16 protein-coding genes are annotated in these 18316 nt (G+C 66.0%); 8 read left to right on the forward strand and 8 right to left on the reverse strand.

Annotated elements, in window-relative coordinates:
* Window positions 1-2 precede the first annotated feature (2 nt).
* On the reverse strand, window positions 3-1598 hold the full coding sequence (locus tag ABQF30_RS14595; protein ID WP_448464807.1) for an LCP family protein: 1596 nt from the start codon (window positions 1596-1598) through the stop codon (window positions 3-5).
* A gap of 75 nt (window positions 1599-1673) precedes the next feature.
* On the opposite strand from ABQF30_RS14595, the gene ABQF30_RS14600 reads away from it, so the two are divergent.
* Entirely contained in the window at window positions 1674-2591 is a 918-nt protein-coding gene (locus ABQF30_RS14600) for an alpha/beta fold hydrolase (protein ID WP_448464809.1), read from the forward strand.
* Here the strand turns inward: ABQF30_RS14600 and ABQF30_RS14605 are convergent.
* The gene (locus ABQF30_RS14605) at window positions 2566-3744 is read right to left on the reverse strand and encodes an acyl-CoA dehydrogenase family protein (RefSeq protein WP_448464811.1); all 1179 of its coding nucleotides are present in this window, start codon (window positions 3742-3744) and stop codon (window positions 2566-2568) included. The two genes, ABQF30_RS14600 and ABQF30_RS14605, sit on opposite strands and share 26 nt — an antisense overlap.
* Before the next feature lie 30 nt (window positions 3745-3774).
* Window positions 3775-4923 carry an ROK family protein gene (locus tag ABQF30_RS14610; RefSeq protein WP_448464813.1) on the reverse strand — a complete coding sequence of 383 codons (1149 nt, stop codon included), beginning with the start codon at window positions 4921-4923 and terminating at the stop codon, window positions 3775-3777.
* 258 nt (window positions 4924-5181) lie between these two features.
* Here ABQF30_RS14610 and ABQF30_RS14615 point away from each other — a divergent pair, with 258 nt between their 5' ends.
* Window positions 5182-7869: a cadherin-like domain-containing protein gene (locus ABQF30_RS14615; protein WP_448464815.1), complete on the forward strand. Its 2688-nt coding sequence runs from the start codon at window positions 5182-5184 to the stop codon at window positions 7867-7869.
* A 229-nt stretch (window positions 7870-8098) separates the two neighbouring features.
* Here the strand turns inward: ABQF30_RS14615 and pntB are convergent, their stop codons facing one another.
* The 3 genes from pntB to ABQF30_RS14630 form a co-directional block, all read right to left on the reverse strand.
* Entirely contained in the window at window positions 8099-9535 is a 1437-nt protein-coding gene (gene pntB / locus ABQF30_RS14620) for a Re/Si-specific NAD(P)(+) transhydrogenase subunit beta (protein WP_448464817.1), read from the reverse strand.
* Between the two features lie 25 nt (window positions 9536-9560).
* Window positions 9561-11099 carry a Re/Si-specific NAD(P)(+) transhydrogenase subunit alpha gene (locus ABQF30_RS14625; protein ID WP_448464819.1) on the reverse strand — a complete coding sequence of 513 codons (1539 nt, stop codon included), beginning with the start codon at window positions 11097-11099 and terminating at the stop codon, window positions 9561-9563.
* A 109-nt stretch (window positions 11100-11208) separates the two neighbouring features.
* A complete protein-coding gene (locus ABQF30_RS14630) occupies window positions 11209-11871 on the reverse strand; it encodes a TetR/AcrR family transcriptional regulator (protein WP_448464821.1) in 663 nt (220 codons plus the stop codon).
* Between the two features lie 102 nt (window positions 11872-11973).
* Between ABQF30_RS14630 and ABQF30_RS14635 the strand changes: the two genes are divergently transcribed.
* Both ABQF30_RS14635 and ABQF30_RS14640 read left to right on the forward strand, forming a co-directional pair.
* Window positions 11974-13287 carry a cytochrome P450 gene (locus tag ABQF30_RS14635; protein ID WP_448464823.1) on the forward strand — a complete coding sequence of 438 codons (1314 nt, stop codon included), beginning with the start codon at window positions 11974-11976 and terminating at the stop codon, window positions 13285-13287.
* A 20-nt stretch (window positions 13288-13307) separates the two neighbouring features.
* The gene (locus ABQF30_RS14640; protein ID WP_448464825.1) at window positions 13308-13922 is read left to right on the forward strand and encodes a DUF3159 domain-containing protein; all 615 of its coding nucleotides are present in this window, start codon (window positions 13308-13310) and stop codon (window positions 13920-13922) included.
* An 89-nt stretch (window positions 13923-14011) separates the two neighbouring features.
* Here the strand turns inward: ABQF30_RS14640 and ABQF30_RS14645 are convergent, their stop codons facing one another.
* Window positions 14012-14122, reverse strand: coding sequence for a hypothetical protein (locus ABQF30_RS14645; protein ID WP_448464826.1), 111 nt, complete (start codon window positions 14120-14122; stop codon window positions 14012-14014).
* Window positions 14123-14230: 108 nt separating this feature from the next.
* Here ABQF30_RS14645 and ABQF30_RS14650 point away from each other — a divergent pair, with 108 nt between their 5' ends.
* Both ABQF30_RS14650 and ABQF30_RS14655 read left to right on the forward strand, forming a co-directional pair.
* On the forward strand, window positions 14231-14911 hold the full coding sequence (locus ABQF30_RS14650) for a TetR/AcrR family transcriptional regulator (protein ID WP_448464828.1): 681 nt from the start codon (window positions 14231-14233) through the stop codon (window positions 14909-14911).
* The gene (locus tag ABQF30_RS14655) at window positions 14904-15677 is read left to right on the forward strand and encodes an SDR family oxidoreductase (RefSeq protein WP_448464830.1); all 774 of its coding nucleotides are present in this window, start codon (window positions 14904-14906) and stop codon (window positions 15675-15677) included. The genes ABQF30_RS14650 and ABQF30_RS14655 overlap by 8 nt, the downstream gene beginning before the upstream one ends.
* A 6-nt stretch (window positions 15678-15683) precedes the next feature.
* On the opposite strand, the gene ABQF30_RS14660 is transcribed toward ABQF30_RS14655, so the two are convergent.
* On the reverse strand, window positions 15684-16607 hold the full coding sequence (locus tag ABQF30_RS14660; protein ID WP_448464832.1) for a LysR family transcriptional regulator: 924 nt from the start codon (window positions 16605-16607) through the stop codon (window positions 15684-15686).
* A 129-nt stretch (window positions 16608-16736) separates the two neighbouring features.
* Here ABQF30_RS14660 and ABQF30_RS14665 point away from each other — a divergent pair, with 129 nt between their 5' ends.
* Entirely contained in the window at window positions 16737-17759 is a 1023-nt protein-coding gene (locus tag ABQF30_RS14665; RefSeq protein ID WP_448464834.1) for a tripartite tricarboxylate transporter substrate binding protein, read from the forward strand.
* On the forward strand, window positions 17759-18301 hold the full coding sequence (locus tag ABQF30_RS14670; RefSeq protein ID WP_448464836.1) for a tripartite tricarboxylate transporter TctB family protein: 543 nt from the start codon (window positions 17759-17761) through the stop codon (window positions 18299-18301). The genes ABQF30_RS14665 and ABQF30_RS14670 overlap by 1 nt, the downstream gene beginning before the upstream one ends.
* The last annotated feature ends 15 nt before the right edge of the window (window positions 18302-18316 follow it).

Raw genomic sequence — 18316 nt, forward strand, 5'->3', positions numbered from 1 at the left:
GCTCACTTCACGCAGGGGACTCCGGAGGCGGTCATCTGGCTCAGATCGGTGGGCGCCGGGGTGTAGGTGCCGGACGCCGTCGCGGCCACGGTGGTGACCGGCGTGGTCGTCGTCGACTCCGTGGTGGTGGTTTCCGTTGTGGTCTCTACGGATTCATTCAAATACTCGTCGCCGGGGAAGTCGGTGCCGACCGTGAGTTGCACCGTATCGGCGAGCACCTCTTCCGAGAGTGTCGCCGTCACGCCCAGCTCGTCGGCGAGGGCCTGGGCCGCGGCATCTGCTCCCGGCCCGTACTCGATCGTGGTGGTCGCGGCCAGCGCTTCGGCGTCGCCGACTTCGCCCTCGGTGAATCCCTGTGCGCCGAAGGTGGTTCGGAGTTGCGATGCGAGACCCGTGTAGTTGGATCCATTGATGACATCGAGGGTCGCGCCCTGCCCGTCGAGGGGCTTGGCGACGGCGGTGGAGGTCGTTGTGGTGGCGGCGTCGTCGTCGGTCACCAGGTCGTCCACGATCTTGCGGATCGTGGGCACGTCGATGATGTTGATGTCCTCGCCGTACTCGTTCGTGGTGAACTCGACGATCGGAAGGGTGTAGAGCGTCGGTGGATTCTCCGTCAGCGCGGTGGCGCGCCGGGCGAAACTTGCGATATCGAAGCCGGCGTCCAGCGCGACATTGTGTTTGACCACGTTCAGCAGGTTGCGCAGGGTGTCTGTGTTGTTCAGCGCGCCACTCTCGCCGAGTCGCGTCACCAGTGCGGCGATGAAGGCCTGCTGGCGGCGCGTGCGGTCCAGATCGGTGAAACCTGCATCGTTGATGTCACGCCGCTGACGCACGAACGCCATCGCCTGGGCGGCGTCGATCTGCTGTTCCCCCTTCTGGAAGTCGGCTCCGGAATAGGGATCTGACGTGGCTTCGTTGAGGCACACGGTGATCGGTGCGACCGCCTTGGCGATCTCGAAGAACGCCCCGAGTGTGATCTCGACGAAGTGGTCGATCGGAATCTCGAGAAGCTCTCGTACAGTGGCGATTTGGGCCTTACGGCCAGCCTCCCGGGCCTGCTGCTCGGTTGCCGCGAGATCGGTCGCAGCGGCATCTTCGGACTCGGCTTCCGACGAATCTTTCGCGGCCTCATAGGCGTAGCCGTATGCCTCCTTGACTTTCCCTTCGCAGATGTCGCCCGGACATCCGGCGAGGTCGACGTAGTCGTCGCGGGGGATGGAGAACGCGGTGGCGGGGCTGCCGTCGCCGGGTAGGTGAACCACGATGAGCACGTCGGCGGTGTAGTCGCCCGTGGTCTCGTCGCCGGCGTGCATGGCGTCGTAGATATCCTGTGGCAGCGGGTTGCCGTGTTGGTCCAGCCGGCTGTCGATCCCCATGATCAGGATGTTCTCGGTGTCGCCGGTCGAGGTGGACTCGCCTTCGAGGGCGTCGGAGGTCGTGATGCCCTCCAGCGCGCCGCGGTAGGTCACCCAGCCCATGCCGGTGGCGGCGAGCACCATGGCCGCGGTCAGACCGACCGCCACCCTGCGCGCGGACCGTGCGACCCGGTGCCGTGGACGACGCCGGGGCTTACGGAACACATGGGCGGGTGACTTCATGATCACCTGCCATTATGCGGCCGGCAGCGCAATATTGACTGGTCGGATATTTCGCCGTACCGCTACCGTCCTCCCATGAAACTACGCATCGCCGTGCTGGTGTTGTCCGTGCTGGTAGTCGCGGTGCTGGTGAACGCATTCTTCGTGACCAGGGCCGAGCGGGCCGCCGAGCCGTTCGCCGACGGGCACGTGCTCGCGCTCGATGGCCCTGACCTCAACGTGCGCGAGTACGGCCGGCGGCCGGGGGAGCGGGCGGTGGTGCTGTTGCATGGCTACTCTGCGTCGATCGAATGGTGGGAGAAGCTCGCCCCGATGCTCGCTGCGGACCATCGCGTCATCGCCATCGATTTGGTGGGTCACGGCGGTTCCGAGGCGCCCCGCGATGCCGTGTCGTATGGCGCGCCCGCGCGGGCCTCAGCGGTGCGTAGCGCGTTGGTGGAATTGGGTGTCCGTCATGCGGTACTGATCGGGCACTCGATGGGTGGTTCGGTCGCTGCCGAGGTGGCCAGCCAGTACCCGGATCTGGTGGAACGCGTTGTGGTGTCGGACACGCCCGCCGCCGACGATCTGGTGACCATGCCGCTATTGGGAAAGATGGTGTGCTGGCCGGTGATCGGGCCTGCGCTGGACCAGTTCCGTGGTATCGACGCGATCACCGATAGCTCGTTGCAGACTGGCTTCGCCGCCGACTACCCGGTGCCGGACTTTGCGCAACGTTCATTGCAGCGTCTCACCTATGCCGGGGTCTGCGACTCCACGAATGGCTCGCGTTCTGTCGTGGAAACACTTGCCGCACTGGATAAGCCGGTGCTCGTGGTGTGGGGCAGCGAGGATGTGCTCACACCGACGGCCGCAAACGTCGAGCGCTACACCGCAGCCGGACTGCCGCCCCGCGTGATCTCCGGGGCGGGCCATAGTCCGATGGTGGAGACGCCTGAGGAATTCCTCAGCGCGGTCAGCGGCTTCGTCAGGAACCCAGCCCGCGCGAGATGACCAGCCGCTGAATCTGGTTGGTGCCCTCGAAGATCTGGGTGATCTTGGCTTCGCGCATGTACCGCTCGACCCGGAAGTCCCGGGTGTACCCGACGCCGCCGAACACCTGCACCGCATCGGTGGTGACCTTCATCGCGGCGTCCGTCGCCACCAGCTTGGCGACGCTGGCCTGCGTCGAATACGCCAATCCGGCGTCGCGCCGGCGCGCGGCATCCAGGTATGTGGCGCGGGCACTGATGACCGCGGCGGCCATGTCGGCCAGCAGAAATCCCAGGCCCTGATGATCGATGATCTTGCGGCCGAACGTCGTTCGCTCATTGGCGTACCGGACGGCCTCATCGAGCGCCGCCTGTGCGATGCCGACGGCCACCGCGGCGATACCGAGACGGCCGGAATCCAAGGCGGAGAATGCGATTGACAGTCCCTGCCCCTCTTCGCCGATCAGCCGGTCAGCGTCGAGACGTGCGTTGTCATAGAACGCCGACGTGGTCGGCACGGCGTGCAGACCCATCTTCTCCTCGGGCTTGCCGAAGCTCAGCCCGTCGAGGTCACCCGGCACCAAGAAGCAGGAGATGCTCCCCCGACTTCCCCGGTCGCTTCGCTCCTGCCCTCCGGAACCCGAGCCTTCACCGGTCCGGGCGAACAGGGTGTAGAAATCGGCCTTCCCGCCATGGGTGATCCACGCTTTGGACCCGTTGACCACATACCCGTCGTCGGTCTTCTTGGCGGCACACCGCAGCGCCGCCGCATCTGATCCGGCCTGCGGTTCGGACAGGCTGTACGCCCCGATCTGGTCACCGGAGAGCATGCCGGGTAGCCAGCGGGCCTTCTGTTCGTCGGTGCCGAACGCGAGTAGCGGATGCGACGACAGGCTGTGCACGCTGACCGCTACCGCGACGGCCGCCCAGCGTGCGGCGAGCTCCTCGAGGACCTGCAGGTAGACCTCGTAGGGCTGACCGCCGCCACCCCATTCCTCGGGCTGGGGCAGGCTGAGCAGCCCGGCGGCGCCGAGCTGTGCCATGACCCCTTCGGGGTAGGTCTCGGCCTTCTCATGTTGGTCGACGATCGGATCGAGGACCTTGTCGGCGATATCGCGGGTCAACGCGATGAGCTCGCGCGCGTCATCGGAAGGCAGGAGACGGTCAACCGGCATAGTTGGACATCCTAGTTTCCGCTCACCTTCTCAGGGCATCGGCGTGCGCACCAGTCCGGCGATATCGGGATCGAGTTGCTGCAGGGCGACGATGACCGAGACGCGGTGGTCGCGGCCGATCTGTGAGCGCACGGTGCTCGTACGGCCGCGTCGTTCGGGTGGCCTGATCTCATCGATGCGGGCTTGAAGGGCAGTGATGAGTTCCTCGAACTCGATGATGAGACCCGAGAGGATGAGGATCTCCGGGTCGAAGATCGCTTCGACGAGGATGGACATGCGCGCGATCCGGTCGATGACGTCGCGGATGATCTTCTGCGACTCCGGATTTCGACTCGTTGCCGCCCTGACCACGTCGAGGTCGATATCCCTCAGCGGAACGCCCTCGGTGTGCGGGGCGACGGCCTGCATGGCATGCAGCGACATGCTGGCGTTGACGCACCCGACCCGCCCGCACGTGCATTTCGCGAGGCTGCCGGAGACAGGCATGTGCCCGATTGCTCCGGCTACTCCGGTCGCGCCCGCGTAAGGCCGCCCGCCGATGATCAGTCCGACATCGACATGGCCTCCGCAGTTGAGTACCAGTGCGGAGCGCACCGCCCTGGCCTCGCCGGCGATGGTTTCGGCAAGAGTCATGGCCTGCGTCGAATCCTGCACGGCGGTCGGTATGCCGAGCGCGCGGGAGATCGGCTTGCCCAGTTCCACCTCCGACCAGCCGAGCGCTTTCGAATCGACGACGAAACCCGTTGTGGTGTCGATGAATCCAGTTAGACAGATGCCCGCTGCAGCAACTGGTCCTCCGGTGGGATCGTCGATCAGTTGCTTTGAAATTCGGATGATCGACCGGATCACGGACGCAGAGGTTCTTTCACCGGTAGGCGTCGAATCCTCACGGGAGATGCTGCCCGTCGCGTCGGCAACGACGACATGTGCGCGATGCTCATCGATCCAAATTCCGAGTACCCGCCGTGCCTGCGGGTTGCAGCCCAGAAGTTTGCGCGGGCGACCGCGGTAACCCGGACCTTCGACGCGCGAATCCAGTTCGATCAGCGTTCCGTCATCGATCAGCTCCCCGACGATGGTTGTGATCGACGGACGGCTCAACCCGAGCCGGTCAGCCAGGTCGGCGCGGGCCAGCGGACCTTCGGTTCGCAGGAGGTGAACGACGCGCTGGCGATGCAACAGGTGCAGTACCTGGGTTTCCTGCCGCGCCGATTCTGACCGTTTCAGCGGAACCTCCTTGACGGCGTCAACAATATGCTGTTATTAAGTTCGTCACAGAAATTAAATAGGACCCTAGGGCATCGGAGCCAAGCCATGACCGCTCGTAATCCGCTCTTCAATCCCTCGTTCACCTCCCCCTCGTCGAGCGGGCCGGTACGTCCGCCATTTCCCCGAACAGTCCAAACTACCGCGCGGATTGGTGCATACAGCGCTGTCGTGGTGACGGGGTGGCTGGTCGCGGCAGTGGCCACCGGCCACGGCGTCGCCGCGGCGGACACCACGGGCACGTCCTCTTCGGAATCGTCCACGTCCACTTCGGCGTCGTCCGGTGATTCGTCCGCTGCGTCGTCCGCTGCGGCATCCGACAGTGCAACCGGCGGCTCGGCTTCGACGCCGGCCAAGAGCAGTCCTCCTTCGGTCGGCATCGGCAATGGCCGCGACAGGAATGGCGTGGAGCGCAAGTCGAAGTCCAAGTCCAAGTGGGAGCGGAAGGCCTCGTCGACCAGCCAGCCGACTGAACAACCAACATCCGCCGCCGACACCGATAGCGTTGGGGTTCAGGAGGAATCAACTGTTCCGACCACACCCACCGAGACCACCGAAGCGCCGGTGGAGGCCGTGTCGTCGATGCCAGAGAAGGTCCGGGAAGCGGTGCGACAGCTGTCCGACGTCTTTGACAAGCCGGCCCTGTCGCTGCCGGAGCCCGCGTCGCCGCGCGCCTCAGATACCGCGCCGTCGGAGGTCCCGGACGGGGTGGTGAGCATCAGTGACACGCTCAATCGGTCTGTGGCGCGGGTGGAGCAGGTCACTGCGAAGGCCACGGAGCGGGTGGCCGAGAAGATCTCCGAGCAGTTCGCCAGGCCGGATATGGCGGCGACTGCGGACGAAGTGGAGGCGGTATTAGCTTCTGCGGCAAGCGATATGCAGGCCACGGCTGAGGCGACTGCGACGGCCGTTGCCACGCCTGTGGCCCGGGTCGTCGTGCCCGCTCCCGCCGACGGTGCGGTGGGAGTTTTGGGCGGCATTGTCACCAACATCCTCAATCCGTTCCTGGCGCCGGACCGGTCGACGCCGGAGCCGGTGAACCCGGCGAGCTGGGCCGTGTTGGCTTGGGTTCGGCGAAATCTGTTCAACCAGGCGCCGGTGATCAGTAACCCCACCACGACGGTGCAGACCGGCCAAACGGTGACCGGCAACATCGGCGTCACCGACGCCGAGGGTGACGAACTGACGTACACGGTGACTGAGCAGCCGAAGTACGGGACGGTGACGATCGATCAGGAGACCGGCGAGTTCACCTATACCCCGGACGACATCAATTACGATGCGGCACAGATGGATTCGTTCACCGTGTCCGTCACCGACGGTGACAAGGTCAACCTGCTGGCACTCTTCAAACCCCGCACCGCACAGAATGATATCGACGTCACGGTGCTCAACCCCACCCTCGAGCGAGTGATCCTGGACCTGCCGGACGGCATCACGAACCCGAACACCCCGCGCTTCGCCGGAGACGGGCAATCCCTCTACTTCGCGGCCACCCCAGCCGAGGGCGGTCGCGAGGAGATCTACCAGGTCAGCGTCGACGGCACGAACGTCGAGTGCATTACCTGCGGCGTGTCCACGGACATCACCGGGGGGCTGGGGAGAGTCGATCCGTTCGACGGCGGGACGGGGCGGCTGATGATCCAAGTGAGGACCAGCCCGAACTCCTACGTCGTCTACGAAGAGACCGCAGAAGGCAAACAACTGGTTCCGGTCATCTCGCCACCGGCCGGTACGCGGGTCCTCGACCCGCAGCGCGAGATGCGAATCTCACCGGACGGGAAGTACGTGTTGTTCAGCCAGATCCAGATGAACCCGGACGGCCTCATCACGGCTATCCCGGTGGTGGGCCGACTGGAGCGAACGGATGCGGGCTATGAAATCGCCGATGCCCGGGTGGTCGCCCCCGTCGGTGAGGGCAAGCAATGGACCCCGGACGGCAAGGGTGTGATCATCCTCGGTGGGCGATACGAGGCCGGCAATGTCGATGACATCGTGGTCGACCTGGAGACCGGTGAGGTGACCCGGCTGACCGGCAACCTCGATTACGACGAGGATATCGACATGTCGCCCAACGAACAGTGGATCGCGGTCGGCAGCACCCGCGGGTACGACGCGCTGACGCCGATGTCGAGGATTGTGCGTCCGGCGTTCCTGCCTGCGGACATCCAGGGTGCGGTGTACGAGGCTTACCGAGGCACCGGCGATTCGACCAACATCACGAATCAGGAGTGGGTCATCGCAATCGAGGATGATCTCAAGGGCGAGACCGGGATTCCGGTGTTCGTCGACGGCGACGGCTACACCGCCCGCAGCATGGCGAGTTGGAACAACACCGGCGATGCGGTGGCCTTCTGGGAAGCCAGCCAGGACGATGAGACAGACACCCGGTTGGTCATCGCCAATCTGGACTACACCACCAGCGTCGGGCCGGTGGAGGGTGACCTGAGAACGCCAGATCCGACGTGGGCACCGGAGCTCAGCAGCTACGTTCCCAGCGCGGCGCCCCTGCCGCCCACCGGAACGTATGCCGGGGCGGGTGGCGGCACCGCAGTGGTCAGCGAGGTCACCGACGCGACGGGTCGGATCACCCGCACGGTCACCTACACCGACTACGTCAACGAGGAAGGGATGATCCTCAACGGCACCGAATCGACCGACACCACCGCCAGCCAGTCATCCATCCGCTACGTCGCGGACATCACCGTCACGGGTGAGCACACCGGTTACCTCAGGGCGGACGCCACCGTCAACAAGCTCCAGCGCACGATGACCGGGCACATCACCTCTGAGGTCGACGGTGATGTGCTGAGCATCCTCGATCAGGAAAGGATCGACGAGGACCGGGCGAACATGTAATCGCGACCTGCGCAACGCTTGAACACACCGACCGCTTCGGCCCGCTCACCTCACCGTGAGCGCGTCGGAGCGGTCGGCGTTCATGTCGCGCGGTCAGGTCACCTGCCCGGTTCACGGCACTGCGCCGAGCGTGCAGCTTTTCGCGGGAAAACCGCGAGATTTTCACGTTTACCTGCACGCTCGTCACAGTGTCCGCGGAGGGGTAACTGTCCAGCGCCCGCGGGCCGTGTTACGCGTGTACGGCGGACAGCTCCGCGTTGATGGCGTCGACCCGGTCCTTCGCGTCGCCGAACAGCATCTGGGTGTTGTCCCGGAAAAACAGCGGGTTCTGCACGCCGGCGTAGCCCGAGGCCATGGACCGTTTGAACACGATGACGTTCGCGGCATTCCACACCGTCAGCACCGGCATGCCGGCGATCGGGCTGCCCGGATCTTCCGCGGCCGCCGGATTGACGGTGTCGTTGGCGCCGATGACCAGGACGACGTCGGTATCGGCGAAGTCGTCGTTGATCTCGTCCATTTCGAGCACGATGTCGTAGGGCACCTTTGCCTCGGCCAGCAGCACATTCATGTGGCCGGGCAGGCGGCCCGCGACGGGGTGGATGCCGAACCGGACGTTGACGCCGCGCTCACGCAGCTTGCGGGTCAGATCGGCAACGCCGTACTGCGCCTGGGCCACTGCCATGCCGTAGCCGGGGGTGATGATCACCGAGTCGGCGTGGCTGAGGAGTTCGGCGGCACTCTCGGCGGTGATCTCGCGGTGCTCGCCGTAGTCCTTGTCCTCGGCCGGCCCCGCCTCGATGCCGAAACCGCCGGCGATCACCGAGATGAAGGACCGGTTCATCGCCTTGCACATGATGTAGGACAGGTAGGCACCGGAGGAGCCCACCAGGGCGCCGGTGATGATCAGCAGGTCGTTGCCGAGCAGGAAGCCCGACGCCGCCGCGGCCCAGCCGGAGTAGCTGTTGAGCATCGACACCACGACGGGCATGTCGCCACCGCCGATGGAGGCGACCAGGTGCCAGCCGAGCAGCAGGGCCAGCACGGTGACCACCACGAGCAGCCACAGCTGCGGGTCGATGACGAACCACACGGTGAGTGCGACGAAGACCATCAGCGCACCGACGTTGAGGATGTTCTTGCCCGGCAGCATCAGCGGCGCGGACTTCATTCGCGCCGACAGCTTGAGGTTGGCGACGATCGAGCCGGTGAACGTCACCGCACCGATGAAGACGCCGATGAACACCTCGGCCGAGTGGATGCCGAGCATTCCTTCGGCACTGAGGTGTGCGGCCTCGGCGCCGCCGGGATCACCCTCGGCGTGCAGATAACCGTTCCAGCCGACGAGGACGGCGGCCAGGCCGACGAACGAGTGCAGCAGCGCGATGAGCTCGGGCATACCGGTCATCTCGACCACCCGCGCCCGCCACAGACCGATCGCCGCACCGATGACCATGGCGCCGATGAGCAGCGCCAGGCCCAACGGCTCGATGGCGCGTTCGATGGCGAGCACGATCGTGGCGATCAGCGCCACGGCCATGCCGGCGATACCGAATGTGTTTCCGGCCTTGGATGTTTCGTGCTTGGAGAGCCCTGCCAGCGCCAGGATGAACAGCAGCGCCGCGACGACGTATGCAGCCGTGGCAACGTTTTCTAAGTTGAACATGGAAATCCGTTCCGAAGGTTCGGGGTCAGCTGCGGGAGAACATTGCGAGCATGCGGCGCGTCACCGCGAAGCCGCCGAAGACGTTGATACTGGCCAGCAGGATCGCGGCGGTAGCCAGCACGGTGATCGGGACATTGCCGTGCCCGATTTGCAGCAGGGCGCCGACCACGATGATTCCCGAGATCGCGTTGGTGACCGACATCAACGGGGTGTGCAGCGCGTGGTGCACATTTCCGATCACGTAGTAGCCGATCACGATTGCCAGCGCGAACACGGTCAGGTGGACCTGCAGCGCCGCCGGGGAGATGGCGATGAGGGCGAACAGCACCGCGGCGACGGCGAATGCCGTGCCGAGGCGACGGCCGGTAGAGACCGGTTTCTTCGCCTGCGGTTGCGCGGCAGGGGAAGCGGCCGCCGGCTGCGCGGCCGGCGCGGCGGAAACCTGCACCGGCGGTGGGGGCCAGGTGGTCTCGCCGTCGTGCACGACGGTCATCGAGCGCTGCACCACATCGTCGAAATCCAGGACGACCTTGCCGTCCTTCTCCGGGGTCAGCAGCTTCAGCAGGTTCACGAGGTTGGTGCCGTACAACTGCGACGCCGTGGCGGGTAGCCGGCCGGCCAGGTCGGTGTATCCGATGATCGTGACGCCGTTGTCGGTGACGATCGCCTGATCCTTGACCGTGCCCTCGACGTTGCCGCCGTTGGCGGCCGCCATGTCGACGATCACGCTGCCCGACTTCATCGACGCAACCATGTCCGCGGTGATGATCCGTGGCGCCGGCCGTCCGGGGATCAGTGCGGTGGTGACGATGATGTCGACGTCCTTGCACTGCTCGGCGTACAGCGCCGCCTCACGGACCTTGTAGTCGTCGCCCATCTCCTTGGCGTAGCCCGTAGCCGACACTTCCGCTTCCGGCGACTCGATCGACAGATACTCGCCGCCGAGAGACTTGACCTGATCGGCAACCTCGGGCCGCGGATCGGTGGCACGCACGATGGCGCCCAGGCTGCCTGCTGCGCCGATGGCCGCCAGTCCTGCGACGCCGGCACCCACCACCAGCACCTTGGCCGGCGGCACCTTGCCCGCCGCGGTGACCTGACCGGTGAAGAACCGTCCGAACGCGTGCGCGGCTTCGACGATCGCGCGGTAACCGGCGATGTTCGCCATCGACGACAACACGTCCAGCGACTGGGCGCGCGAGATGCGCGGCACGGCGTCCATGGCCAGCACCGTGATCGGGCGGGTGGCCAACTTTTCGACGAGGTCCGGCTTCAGCGCGGGCGAGATCAAGCCGACGAGGGTCGCGCCGTCTCGCACGCCGGCGATCTCGGCGTCGTCCGGCGCGTTCACCTTCAACACGACGTCGGCGGCCCAGGTCTGATCGTGCGAACCGATATCTGCGCCCGCGTCGATGTATGCACCGTCGGAGAAACTCGAGGCCGCGCCGGCGCCGGACTCGACGACGACTGTGTAGCCGAGCTTGATAATCTGACCGACGGTCTGCGGTGTTGCGGCGACGCGCGTCTCACCCGGTAGAGACTCGCGGGGGATCCCGATGATCATCGATGTACGGTCCGATCTAGTTGGTTGGGCATTGAAGAGTCTCGCATTCGCACGTGAATACCGCGCGTGGCCCCTCTTCTGGTAAGCGATGTGCTTACCGTGCGGACGCCTATGCCACCGCGACCATCGGTAGCAGATAGGTGCGGACGTACTCCCGGGTGTCGTCGAGGGTCGCGAGCTTGATGCCGGTGTGCGGTGTGACGATGAACGACAACGTGAGTCGGGTGTGCAGCTCGGCGACGGTGCGGATGTGACGCTCCTGCTCGGGGGTCGTCTGCGTGGTGCCGTAGAGGTCGGTGCGCAGCTGCGCCGCTGAGTAGTCGGTGGCGAAATCGATGATCGCGCCGGCGTCGATGGTCAGGCTGGGCAGGATCGTCTCGGGTTCGGTGCGCAGGAGCTTCTTGAGCAGCGCGTGTTCGCGCAGGAACGTCACCGTGAACACGGTGCCGTAGACCAGGCGATCCTCGAGGCTTTGAGCGTGCGCGCGGGCCTGCGCGCTGCCGTCGAGATAGCGCCGCGCTTCGGACAGTACGAGCGCGTCGATCAGGGCGTCTTTTGTGGGGAAGCGTCGGTAGAGCGTCGCGCGTCCGACGCCGCTACGCCGGGCGACGTCCTCCATGGTGGTGCGCCGGATGCCGACGAGCTCGGCCTGTTCGAGCGTGGCGGCGAGGATCCGGGCGCTGAGCGCGTCGGGCTCGCGCACGCGGGCAAGCACGTCTGGGTCGGGATCGGCGAGCCGCCGCACGAAGTCCGCCGTTCGTGTCGAGGTCACGAAATTCCTCCTTGCCTGTGCGGGCCGATCGCCGTAGCCTAGCGATCGATACTGGGGAGACAATGAACGTATCACTGTCTCACGCGTCTCACGGGGGTTTTGATGAGCATCAAGTTGTGGACACGGTGGGTGGCTTTGCACGCCGTGCCGAAGTCGTTCATGAAAGTCCAGGGATTGCGGGGCAATCCGATGGCCCGGCTGATCGTCAATCACGGCCGGGGCAACGACCCCTATCCGTTGATGGAAGAGGTCAGGTCGCGCGGCAGGCTCATCCGGACACCGTTCGTGTGGGTCACCGCAGACCACGCGGTGTGCCGGGAAATTCTGCGGGACAAGCGGTTCGGTGTCACCCCGCCCACCGGTATGGAGATGCCGCGCGCGTTGCGGGCCCTGCTGGACCGTACCGATCCGGGCGTGGCCAACCCGGTGGAGCCGCCGGCGATGGTCATCGTCGATCCTCCCGACCACACTCGTTACCGCCAGTTGGTGGCGCAGAGCTTCACACCACGCGCCATTGACACCCTCGACGCCCGGGTGGCCGAGGTGACCGCCGAACTCATCGACCGCCTCGCCGCGACGCCCCGTCCCGACCTGATCGCCGACTACGCGGCCGCGCTGCCCGTCGCGATGATCGCCGAGATCCTCGGCCTGCCCGACAAGACACACATGCAGCTCCTGGAATGGGGCCACCACGGAGCACCGTTGTTGGACATCGGGATTCGTTGGAAAACCTACCGCCAGGCCATCGACGGGCTGCGCGCTATGGACGGCTACCTCGCCGAGCACTTCCGCCAGGTGCGCGCCGGCGGCCCTGATGACAACCCGTTCAGCCGCATGGCGGCAGACCACACGCTCACCGATCGCGAACTCACCGCCAACGCAGCGCTTCTCATCGGGGCCGGTTTCGAAACCACGGTCAACCTGATCGGCAACGGAATCGTTGCGCTGCTGCAGCACCCTGACCAACTCGCACGGCTACGCGACCAGCCGGGGCTGTGGCCCGCCGCGGTCGAGGAGATCCTGCGAATCGACAGCCCGGTCCAGATGACGGCGCGCACGGCGCACTGTGACATCGAAATAGCGGGCCAACGCCTGCGAGCCGGGGACATGGTCGCGCTGTTGCTCGGTGGCGCCAACCGCGACCCGGGCGTCTTCCCCGATCCGGCGCGCTTCGACATCACGCGTCCCAACGCCCGTGACCACCTCGCGTTCGCGTCCGGCATCCACGCCTGCCTGGGCGCCTCCCTGGCCCGGATCGAGGGCGCCACCGCGCTGCGGGCGCTGTTCGAGGCGTATCCCGACCTGCAGCTCGCCGAGGCGCCGCACCGACGCGGGTTGGTCAACTTGCACGGATACCTGCGGCTGCCGGCCCATCTCGGCAGTACCCGTACCGAGGCCGCCGAACTGTCTCGCTGAGCTAGGTACCCTGGGTGACCATGACGGACTCCCCGCTCGACGGACTGCTGGCTAGGGCGGGTGGGGTACGCGGCCTCGTCTATACCGCGTTACCGGTCACGGTCTACGCCGCGACGTCAGCCGCCTTCGGCCGCGTCCCGGCGATCATTGCCGCATTGGTGGTGGCGGCAATCGTGCTCGGCTGGCAGCTGCTGCGGCGCGAATCCACCCGCCCGGCGCTGTGGGGTTTCGTAGGGGTGGCGGTGTGTGCCGGCCTGGCGCTGGTCACCGGCCAAGCCAAGGACTTCTATCTCCCGGGCATCTGGATGTACTTGCTCATGGCGATGCTGTTCACAGCCTCGATCCTGATCAGGCGTCCGCTTGTCGGCGTTGTCTGGGCCTGGGTCACCGGCCGCGACAGCACGTGGCGACGAGTCCCGCGGGTGCGGCTGGCCTTCGACATCGTGACCGCCGTGATGGCCACGGTGTCCTGGACCCGGTTCCTCGTGCAGAACTACCTTTACGACACCGATCAGGCTGCGTTGCTCGCGGTGGCGCGGATTGCCATGGGCTGGCCGCTGTTTCTGGTGACCACCGCGGCGATACTGCTCACCGTCCGCTACGCGATACGCGCGCTGCCGCAGCCCGCAGCGTAAGGATGGATCCAACGCACGTTCACCCTGCGGTGAGGGCGTGGGTTACTCGGACTTCTGCGCCCTGGACGCAGAGAGTGAATGACTGCTGATTACACCGGGGGATAGGCCGGCGGCGGGTAGACCCCACGCAGACCCCACGGAACCCAGTTGAAGAAGTACTCGGCTTCGTCACTGATGTCGTAGTCGGGATTCGGATCCATTCCCGCAGTCTAGACCGACTCGGCAAGACTGGAACAGCGATTGCCTAGACTATCCAACCAGCCAGTTGATTGATAACCCCGGCGGGGCCGAGCGGATAGTGAGTTGTTATGTCATCCGATGCAGATGTCACTCGCGGGCGCGGTGCCGCGTCCGCGAACGGTAACTCCCGGCGCGACGAACTGCTGACCGTCGCCGCCAAGTTGTTCGCCGCTCGCGGTTACCACGGCACCAGGATGGACGATGTCGCAGAGGCCGTCGGCCTGAACAAGGCCACGGTCTACCACTACTACTCCAGCAAGTCGCTCATTCTCTACGACATCTACAAGAGCACTGCCGACTTCACGGTCGAGGCGCTGCATGACGACCCGACCGCGTCGGCCCGGGAGACCATCTACCACTTCACCAGGCGGTTGCTGGTGGGCATCGCCAACGATCTCGAGCGGGCGGCGGTCTATTTCCAGGAGGGGCCGTACATCGCGGAGTGGTTCACCGAGGAGCAGGTCGCCTACATCCGGCGCGCCGAGACCCAGGTGTACGAGCACGTTCGTGACGTCATCGACCGCGGCATCGCCAGCGGAGAGTTCTACGACTGCGACTCGCATGTGCTGGCGCTCGGCTACATCGGGATGACGCTGGGCGCATACCGGTGGCTGCGGCCGCATGGCCGGCGCACCGCGGAGGAGATCGCCGTGGAATTCAGTACGGCCCTGTTGCGCGGGCTGATCAAGGATGAGGCGGTGCGCATTGATTCGCCGCTCGGCATCGGCATCGACATTGCGCATGACTGATCTGTTCCGGCTGGACGGCAAGGTAGCGGTGGTCACCGGCGGTGGCCGCGGGATCGGCCTGATGATGGCCCGCGGACTGCTGCAGGCAGGCGCAAGCGTCTACCTGTCGGGCCGCAAGGAAGCCGAGCTCGATGCCGCGGTGGCCGAGCTGTCGCCGCTCGGCCGGGTGGCCGCCGTGCCCGCGGACTTGGGCACCGCCGAAGGGGTCGCGGCGCTCACCGCGGCCGTCACCGGGCGTGAGGACGCGCTCCACGCGCTGTTCAACAACGCGGGCGCAGCCTGGGGCGCACCGTATGAGGAGTTTCCCGAGTCGGGCTTCGACAAGGTCTACAACGTCAATGTCAAAGGTGTCTTCCTGCTCACCCGGGCTCTGACGCCGTTGCTGAATGCCGGTGCTACCGAACAGGATCCGGCCCGGGTGATCAACACCGGCAGCGTCGACGGGATCGTCGCGCCCGAGCGCGGCCGCGACAACTTCTCCTACAGCGCCAGCAAGGCCGCGGTGCACATGCTGACGCGGCATCTGGCCGGGGAACTCGCACCGCGCATCCTGGTGAACGCCATCGCGCCGGGCCTGTTCGAGTCTCGGATGACCAAAGAGCTGCTCGCCGCCGGCCCGCAGGCCGTTGGATCGGCACTGCCACTGGGCCGTATCGGAGCGCCCGACGACATCGCGGGCATCGCGGTGTTTCTCGCGAGCCGCGCCAGCAGCTACATCACGGGTGCGGTGATTCCGGTCGACGGGGGAGTCAGCACGATCCGGTGACCGCGCTCAAAAAGCGACCTGCTCGGCGGAGCGCTCGACCAGTTCCAGCACCTGCTGCAGCATCGGGGTGAGTCCGCGGCGGGCCCAGATCGCATGCAGTTCGACGGGCCGTGCCGGGTCGCTGTCCGGATGGCCACCGAAGACGTCGACGAGCGGCTTGTAGACCACGCCGTCAACATGCAGGGCCGTCGCACTCGCAGGCACCAGCGCAACGCCCTCGCCGGCCGCCACCAGCAGCACCGCGGTGAGGATCTGCTGCACACGCTGCTTGATCCTCGGATGCCCGTTGAACAGGAACCGCACGGTGAGCTCGTGGAAGTAGCGGGCCCGGACGGGGTGATAGCTGATCACCGGCAGGCCGTCGAAGTCCTTCGGCCCGAGTGGTCCGGTCGCTTCGGCGAGTGGATGGTTGACCGGCACCACCGCGTACAGCGGTTCCCGCGCGACGACGAGCGAGGACAGGGCCGCCGTGTCGAAGGGCGGTCGGGCCAACCCGAGGTCGAGTTCACCGCGACGGATGCCGTCGACCTGGGTGCCCGTCACCCCTTCGTGCAGCACCACCTCGATGTCGGGGAGCTCGCTGCCCAGCAGCCCGAGTAGCGGTCCCAGGATGCCGATCGCCGACACGGCTGTGAAGCCCAGATGCACGGTGCCCGCCGAGCCGTGCTCGACACGTTGTGCCTGGGCAGTGGCCGCGTCGAGGGTGTTGAGCATCCGGTAGCAGTCCTCCAGGAACGCCGTGCCGGCCGGGGTGAGCAACACCCGACGGTTGTCCCGGTCGAGCAGCACGGCCCCGACAGAGCGCTCAAGCTTCTGGATCTGACGGCTCAGCGGCGGTTGGCTCATCGCGAGACGCTCAGCGGCCCTGCCGAAGTGCAGTTCTTCGGCGACCGCGATGAAGCAGCGGACCTGGTCCAACGTGATGGCCATGCATCAAAGGTATCAAGCGATGCAATAACAACCTTGGACAGGTATCGTGCGCGGTCCTACGGTGTAGTGACGGCCACCACAGTGGTCCGCCCGCTCGACCTCAGCTCACACCACACAGGAGTACTCGTCATGGCGATCCAAACCGCCCGCCCACGACGCTGGCGCACCCGCGCGGCCCTCGCCGCGACTGCAGCCGCCGGCCTTGCCCTGACCGCCTGTGGCGGGGTCGAGACCAGCACCGGTTCCGGTTCGGGGGACACCTGGCCGTCGGGCACGGTCGAGATGTACGTCGGCGCATCTGCCGGCGGATCCAGCGACCTGATCAGCCGCGCCGTCTCCAAGGGACTCAGCGACAACCTCGGTGCGTCCTTCCCGGTCATCAACCGGGAGGGCGCCAACGGTGCGCTCGCCGCCGCCGAAATCGCGAACGCACCCGCGGACGGATCCAAGATCGCCATCCAGAATGCGTCGTTGTTCACCATCACCCCGCTGGCGGTCAGCCCCGACGAGGTCACCAACATCGACGACTTCGATGTCGTGTACGGCGTATCCCGCGACGACTACGTGCTCGTCACCAACCCGGCCAGCGGCTACCGTACCCTCGAGGACCTCAAGAACTCGCCGCGTCTGGTGAAGTACGGCACCACCGGGGTGGGCACCGGCGCGCAATTGTCCGCGGCGCTGTTGTTCAAGACCAGTGGCGTTGAATCCCAAGCAGTTCCGTTCGACGGCGGCGCACCCGCCCTGGCCGCCGTGTTGGGCAACCAGGTCGACGTGGCCTCGATCCAGGTCGGCGAGGCGATCGAGAACATCCAGTCGGGCAAGCTGGCGCCGCTGGCCGTCTTCGGCCCCGACCGGATCAGTTACCTGCCCGAGGTTCCGACCGCCAAGGAGCAGGGCCTGGACGTCGAGGTGACGCAGTACCGGTTCATGACGGTGCCGAAGGGCACGCCGCAGGAAGTCAAGAACAAGCTCATCGAGGGCCTCAAAGCGACGTTCGGCACCGAGGAGTACAAGAAGTTCAACGAGCAGAACAGCCTGACGCCGATGGAACTGTCCGGCGATGAGGTCAAGGCCCAGCTCGACAAGGACAAGCAGCGCTACGCCGATCTGGTCCAGCAGTACGGCCTCAACCTTCGCAACCAGGGCTGATGACCGCAGTGCAAGAACCGCACCCGCACCACACTCGTGACGTCCTCGCCGAGATCGAGGCCGAGGTCGCTCACGAACTGGAGGAGGAGCGCCCACCCGCGGGCGGCCCCGCCTACCAGGTGATCGGTGCGTTGATCGGGCTCGCCATCGGGATCGCCGGTGCCGTGCTCGCCTACGGCTACGGGCTGGGCTCCCTGCGGGAGCCCGGTCCGGGCCTGTGGCCCTTCGTCGTCAGTGTGGTGATCGCCCTGCTTTCGGTGCTTCTGCTGGTGGTGGGTCGCGGCCTGACCGACAGTGAGAAGTTCACCCGCAGCAGCATTCTCGCGATCGTCGGGGCCATCACGTTCGCCGCCTTCGGATTGTTGATGCCGCTGATCGGTTTCGAAATCCCCGCGGTGCTGCTCTGCGTGATCTGGCTGCGGTTCCTGGGCGGCGAGACCTGGCGCAGCACCATCGTGATCAGCGTGGTGACCACCGCGGTGTTCTACCTCCTGTTCCTCTACGGCCTGCGGATCCCGTTGCCGCACCTGATCAACTTCTGAGACCAGCCGAAAAAC

The sequence above is a fragment of the Mycolicibacterium sp. XJ870 genome (assembly GCF_053483975.1).

Coding starts and splice junctions, on each gene's coding strand:
- ABQF30_RS14670 (WP_448464836.1), top strand. CDS start 17,759: ATGACCGCAGTGCAAGAACCGCACCCGCACCACACTCGTGACGTCCTC.
- pntB (WP_448464817.1), bottom strand. CDS start 9,535: ATGTTCAACTTAGAAAACGTTGCCACGGCTGCATACGTCGTCGCGGCG.
- ABQF30_RS14625 (WP_448464819.1), bottom strand. CDS start 11,099: ATGATCATCGGGATCCCCCGCGAGTCTCTACCGGGTGAGACGCGCGTC.
- ABQF30_RS14660 (WP_448464832.1), bottom strand. CDS start 16,607: ATGGCCATCACGTTGGACCAGGTCCGCTGCTTCATCGCGGTCGCCGAA.
- ABQF30_RS14635 (WP_448464823.1), top strand. CDS start 11,974: ATGAGCATCAAGTTGTGGACACGGTGGGTGGCTTTGCACGCCGTGCCG.
- ABQF30_RS14605 (WP_448464811.1), bottom strand. CDS start 3,744: ATGCCGGTTGACCGTCTCCTGCCTTCCGATGACGCGCGCGAGCTCATC.
- ABQF30_RS14665 (WP_448464834.1), top strand. CDS start 16,737: ATGGCGATCCAAACCGCCCGCCCACGACGCTGGCGCACCCGCGCGGCC.
- ABQF30_RS14600 (WP_448464809.1), top strand. CDS start 1,674: ATGAAACTACGCATCGCCGTGCTGGTGTTGTCCGTGCTGGTAGTCGCG.
- ABQF30_RS14650 (WP_448464828.1), top strand. CDS start 14,231: ATGTCATCCGATGCAGATGTCACTCGCGGGCGCGGTGCCGCGTCCGCG.
- ABQF30_RS14655 (WP_448464830.1), top strand. CDS start 14,904: ATGACTGATCTGTTCCGGCTGGACGGCAAGGTAGCGGTGGTCACCGGC.
- ABQF30_RS14640 (WP_448464825.1), top strand. CDS start 13,308: ATGACGGACTCCCCGCTCGACGGACTGCTGGCTAGGGCGGGTGGGGTA.
- ABQF30_RS14595 (WP_448464807.1), bottom strand. CDS start 1,598: ATGAAGTCACCCGCCCATGTGTTCCGTAAGCCCCGGCGTCGTCCACGG.
- ABQF30_RS14645 (WP_448464826.1), bottom strand. CDS start 14,122: ATGGATCCGAATCCCGACTACGACATCAGTGACGAAGCCGAGTACTTC.